We start from the raw sequence: 5656 nt of genomic DNA, 5'->3' as shown, positions 1-5656 counted from the left end.
AATCAGAATGTCGCGGTGAATACGTTCCCGGGCCTTGTACACACCGCCCGTCACACCATGGGAGTGGGTTGCACCAGAAGTAGCTAGTCTAACCTTCGGGAGGACGGTTACCACGGTGTGATTCATGACTGGGGTGAAGTCGTAACAAGGTAGCCGTAGGGGAACCTGCGGCTGGATCACCTCCTTAATCGACGACTCAGCTGCTCCATAAGTTCCCACACGAATTGCTTGATTCATTGAAGAAGACGATAGAAGCAGCTTTAAGCTCCAAGCTGATAGCTCCAAGCTAACAGTTACGCGCTCGAAATTGGGTCTGTAGCTCAGTTGGTTAGAGCGCACCCCTGATAAGGGTGAGGTCGGCAGTTCGAATCTGCCCAGACCCACCAATTTTGTTATGGGGCCATAGCTCAGCTGGGAGAGCGCCTGCCTTGCACGCAGGAGGTCAACGGTTCGATCCCGTTTGGCTCCACCATAAACTGCTTCAAAGTGTCGAAGAGTTTAGAAATGAATATTCCAGYGYGAATATTGATTTCTAGTCTTTTGAYTAGATCGTTCTTTAAAAATTTGGGTATGTGATAGAAAGATAGACTGAACGTTACTTTCACTGGTAACGGATCAGGCTAAGGTAAAATTTGTGAGTTGCTCTWTGAGCAAGTGCGAATTTTCGGCGAATGTCGTCTTCACAGTATAACCAGATTGCTTGGGGTTATATGGTCAAGTGAAGAAGCGCATACGGTGGATGCCTTGGCAGTCAGAGGCGATGAAAGACGTGGTAGCCTGCGAAAAGCTTCGGGGAGTCGGCAAACAGACTTTGATCCGGAGATGTCTGAATGGGGGAACCCAGCCATCATAAGATGGTTATCTTGTACTGAATACATAGGTGCAAGAGGCGAACCAGGGGAACTGAAACATCTAAGTACCCTGAGGAAAAGAAATCAACCGAGATTCCCTTAGTAGTGGCGAGCGAACGGGGACYAGCCCTTAAGTGGCTTTGAGATTAGCGGAACGCTCTGGAAAGTGCGGCCATAGTGGGTGATAGCCCTGTACGCGAAAATCTCYTGGTCATGAAATCGAGTAGGACGGAGCACGAGAAACTTTGTCTGAATATGGGGGGACCATCCTCCAAGGCTAAATACTACTGACTGACCGATAGTGAACTAGTACCGTGAGGGAAAGGCGAAAAGAACCCCGGAGAGGGGAGTGAAATAGATCCTGAAACCGTATGCGTACAAGCAGTGGGAGCCCACTTTGTTGGGTGACTGCGTACCTTTTGTATAATGGGTCAGCGACTTATTTTCAGTGGCGAGCTTAACCGAATAGGGGAGGCGTAGCGAAAGCGAGTCTTAATAGGGCGTCTAGTCGCTGGGAATAGACCCGAAACCGGGCGATCTATCCATGGGCAGGTTGAAGGTTAGGTAACACTGACTGGAGGACCGAACCGACTACCGTTGAAAAGTTAGCGGATGACCTGTGGATCGGAGTGAAAGGCTAATCAAGCTCGGAGATAGCTGGTTCTCCTCGAAAGCTATTTAGGTAGCGCCTCATGTATCACTGTAGGGGGTAGAGCACTGTTTCGGCTAGGGGGTCATCCCGACTTACCAAACCGATGCAAACTCCGAATACCTACAAGTGCCGAGCATGGGAGACACACGGCGGGTGCTAACGTCCGTCGTGAAAAGGGAAACAACCCAGACCGTCAGCTAAGGTCCCAAAGTTATGGTTAAGTGGGAAACGATGTGGGAAGGCTTAGACAGCTAGGAGGTTGGCTTAGAAGCAGCCACCCTTTAAAGAAAGCGTAATAGCTCACTAGTCGAGTCGGCCTGCGCGGAAGATGTAACGGGGCTCAAACCATACACCGAAGCTACGGGTATCACTTMGGTGATGCGGTAGAGGAGCGTTCTGTAAGCCTGTGAAGGTGAGTTGAGAAGCTTGCTGGAGGTATCAGAAGTGCGAATGCTGACATGAGTAACGACAATGGGTGTGAAAAACACCCACGCCGAAAGACCAAGGTTTCCTGCGCAACGTTAATCGACGCAGGGTTAGTCGGTCCCTAAGGCGAGGCTGAAAAGCGTAGTCGATGGAAAACAGGTTAATATTCCTGTACTTCTGGTTATTGCGATGGAGGGACGGAGAAGGCTAGGCCAGCTTGGCGTTGGTTGTCCAAGTTTAAGGTGGTAGGCTGRRATCTTAGGTAAATCCGGGATYYYAAGGCCGAGAGCTGATGACGAGTTACCCTTTGGGTGACGAAGTGGTTGATGCCATGCTTCCAAGAAAAGCTTCTAAGCTTCAGGTAACCAGGAACCGTACCCCAAACCGACACAGGTGGTTGGGTAGAGAATACCAAGGCGCTTGAGAGAACTCGGGTGAAGGAACTAGGCAAAATGGCACCGTAACTTCGGGAGAAGGTGCGCCGGTGAGGGTGAAGGACTTGCTCCGTAAGCCCACGCCGGTCGAAGATACCAGGCCGCTGCGACTGTTTATTAAAAACACAGCACTCTGCAAACACGAAAGTGGACGTATAGGGTGTGACGCCTGCCCGGTGCCGGAAGGTTAATTGATGGGGTTAGCTAACGCGAAGCTCTTGATCGAAGCCCCGGTAAACGGCGGCCGTAACTATAACGGTCCTAAGGTAGCGAAATTCCTTGTCGGGTAAGTTCCGACCTGCACGAATGGCGTAACGATGGCGGCGCTGTCTCCACCCGAGACTCAGTGAAATTGAAATCGCTGTGAAGATGCAGTGTATCCGCGGCTAGACGGAAAGACCCCGTGAACCTTTACTATAGCTTTGCACTGGACTTTGAATTTGCTTGTGTAGGATAGGTGGGAGGCTTTGAAGCGTGGACGCCAGTTCGCGTGGAGCCAACCTTGAAATACCACCCTGGCAACTTTGAGGTTCTAACTCAGGTCCGTTATCCGGATCGAGGACAGTGTATGGTGGGTAGTTTGACTGGGGCGGTCTCCTCCTAAAGAGTAACGGAGGAGTACGAAGGTGCGCTCAGACCGGTCGGAAATCGGTCGTAGAGTATAAAGGCAAAAGCGCGCTTGACTGCGAGACAGACACGTCGAGCAGGTACGAAAGTAGGTCTTAGTGATCCGGTGGTTCTGTATGGAAGGGCCATCGCTCAACGGATAAAAGGTACTCCGGGGATAACAGGCTGATACCGCCCAAGAGTTCATATCGACGGCGGTGTTTGGCACCTCGATGTCGGCTCATCACATCCTGGGGCTGAAGCCGGTCCCAAGGGTATGGCTGTTCGCCATTTAAAGTGGTACGCGAGCTGGGTTTAGAACGTCGTGAGACAGTTCGGTCCCTATCTGCCGTGGACGTTTGAGATTTGAGAGGGGCTGCTCCTAGTACGAGAGGACCGGAGTGGACGAACCTCTGGTGTTCCGGTTGTCACGCCAGTGGCATTGCCGGGTAGCTATGTTCGGAAWAGATAACCGCTGAAAGCATCTAAGCGGGAAACTWGCCTCAAGATGAGATCTCACTGGGACCTTGAGTCCCCTGAAGGGCCGTCGAAGACTACGACGTTGATAGGTTGGGTGTGTAAGCGCTGTGAGGCGTTGAGCTAACCAATACTAATTGCCCGTGAGGCTTGACCATATAACACCCAAGCAATTTGCTTAAGAAGCGAGTTGCGGTGTGTGAAGACGCAATGAACCGAAAGTTCGACKCTCRCAAAACACCGAAAGCTATCACCTACCCAATTTGCTGAAGCGCGGCCAGCTGGCCACGACTCGGTACCCGAATTTCTTGACGACCATAGAGCATTGGAACCACCTGATCCCATCCCGAACTCAGCAGTGAAACGATGCATCGCCGATGGTAGTGTGGGGTTTCCCCATGTGAGAGTAGGTCATCGTCAAGATTAAATTCCGAAACCCCTATCTGCGTATGCAGGTAGGGGTTTTGTTTTTGTCCGCCGTGTAGGAGCGAGCTCGCTCGCGATGGTCGTCAACGCTGACGCTAACTTACTGATGCCCCGCGCCGTGCTGAAGCTCATCGCGAGCAAGCTCGCTCCTACTGCCCCAACCGCTCCAGCGTATGCGTCAACGGTTCCAGAGACACACAGATAAAACCATCAAGCGGCCGATTGAGCTCTTCCACCAGCAAGATTGTTGCCCCGGTCGACAGGGCACACATCAACAGCACGACGACAATGGTCCCGTTGCGTGGTGCAAACAGGCCGAAGGAACCGAAGATAATCGCAAGCCACGACACCAGGATCACCAGCATCACCGGTGGGATCGATTGATTGGCTTGCAGCAGGGTCAACCAGCGGGTGGCAAAAACCGTGTCCATGTCTTGCAATGCCGCGGCTTTGAGTGAGCGTTGATCATCGTTGCCCGGCGACAGTGATTCGACCTGGCGTTGTAGACCTTCAGAGCGACGGATGACTTCGGGGCTATCGAGCGTTGCAATCTGACGGTGATCGCGAGAGGCGAGTACTTCCGTGACTTCGGCGTAGTTGTGCTTGAGCTCGGTGCGGATGTCCTGGGTGCCGGCACCGTAGCGGGCCAGCATGCGGTCGAATTGAACCACTTTCGCCGCCGCACCCTCCAGTTCGGCATTAGCCGTATCGAAGGTGCTTTTGGCTGAGGAAACGAGCAGGCCGAGAACCAGCGCCGACATCGTTGCGATGAGGCCGGTAGCCAGCTTTACCACCGCGACGGAGTCATCGCTCAGGTGATGGCTAGGTAATCGCTCCCTTACGTACGAGCCCAGTAGTGCGCTGCCGAACAGGCAGGCGAAAACGATGAGGGCGATCACCACATCATTCAAATTCAACCTCCGCTGACGGTGTCTCCGGGGCGTGGGGGAAACTATTGGTACTTGATCACGATGCCTTTGAGTTTGCGCCGCTATCCATGTGGCTAGTTGACGGTAGCAGACAGACCGGGAGTTGCCAGAACGCCCAACCTTTTCAGGTTGGGCTTTGTGCCTTCAATACTGTCGTTCGACAAAGGCCGTTTACTGATCCTTTTCGCAATTGACCATCCACGACACACCAAAACGGTCGACCAGCATGCCGAAGCGCGCCGCCCAGAACGTGGTCTCCAGTGGCATTTGCACAGTGCCACCGCCCGCCAGTGCATTGAAGACCCGCTCGGCCTCGGCAATGCTGTCGACGTTGAGTGAAATCGAACAGGCACTCATTTTATCCACGGGGCGATCCGGTGTGGTGTCCGAGCCCATGATGGCCTGATCGCCCACGATCAGGCGGGTATGAATGATCAGATTGTGCAGATCCGTAGGGACATGCTCACCGGCCGGCGTTTCGCCGAAGGTCAACATGGCTTCGATCTGGCCCTGCAGGCACTGCGCGTAGAACGTGAAGGCCGCTTTGCAGTCGCCGTTGAAGATAAGGTAGGGATTGATTTTCATGGTCGGCTCCAGGTGCTCGAGTACATACATCGGTTTGGACGCCGGTTTTTTCGGCGAATTCCGATTGTGTCGAGCCGACAAGCAAAGCGCTAAATCTTTGTCGAAGCTTGTGTTTCTTTAGATGTTTTTTCGATAGGACGCGCGAGGCTTATCGCCTCCGGCACACGCCGTGGTGCAAGCACACGTTCGATGGCGCCGCTGACCATGCTTTCCAGCAGTTCCTCACGTTCCTGCTCGTCCAGAACATGGGGCGTCAGCCAGCTGGGTGGG

The 5656-nt window shown here is 53.3% G+C and carries 2 protein-coding genes, 2 tRNA genes, 3 rRNA genes and 1 pseudogene; 5 read left to right on the top strand and 3 right to left on the bottom strand.

All coding sequences use genetic code 11. The features are described 5' to 3' along the window. The 5 genes from AC1DVH_RS25235 to rrf all read left to right on the top strand — a co-directional run. A 16S ribosomal RNA gene (locus tag AC1DVH_RS25235) occupies nucleotides 1-187 on the top strand; the annotation flags it as partial. 122 nt (nucleotides 188-309) lie between these two features. Further along, a tRNA-Ile gene (locus AC1DVH_RS25230) sits at nucleotides 310-386 on the top strand. A gap of 10 nt (nucleotides 387-396) precedes the next feature. After that, nucleotides 397-472: transfer RNA gene (locus tag AC1DVH_RS25225), tRNA-Ala, on the top strand. Nucleotides 473-712: 240 nt separating this feature from the next. Continuing rightward, nucleotides 713-3604, top strand: a 23S ribosomal RNA gene (locus tag AC1DVH_RS25220). A 149-nt stretch (nucleotides 3605-3753) separates the two neighbouring features. Beyond that, nucleotides 3754-3869, top strand: a 5S ribosomal RNA gene (gene rrf / locus AC1DVH_RS25215). Between the two features lie 152 nt (nucleotides 3870-4021). Here rrf and AC1DVH_RS25210 read toward each other — a convergent pair. The 3 genes and pseudogenes from AC1DVH_RS25210 to AC1DVH_RS25200 all read right to left on the bottom strand — a co-directional run. Next, nucleotides 4022-4774 (bottom strand): bestrophin-like domain, encoded by a 753-nt coding sequence (locus AC1DVH_RS25210; RefSeq protein ID WP_477756100.1) that lies wholly within the window; start codon nucleotides 4772-4774, stop codon nucleotides 4022-4024. A gap of 198 nt (nucleotides 4775-4972) precedes the next feature. After that, a complete protein-coding gene (locus tag AC1DVH_RS25205; protein ID WP_477756099.1) occupies nucleotides 4973-5386 on the bottom strand; it encodes a VOC family protein in 414 nt (137 codons plus the stop codon). 89 nt (nucleotides 5387-5475) lie between these two features. After that, nucleotides 5476-5656, bottom strand: a pseudogene (locus AC1DVH_RS25200) (TetR family transcriptional regulator); the annotation flags it as partial.

The sequence above is a fragment of the Pseudomonas sp. P4_C3 genome (assembly GCF_056402075.1).
Note: the sequence above shows the minus strand (reverse complement) of the source record. Positions and strands in the feature narration are given on the sequence as shown.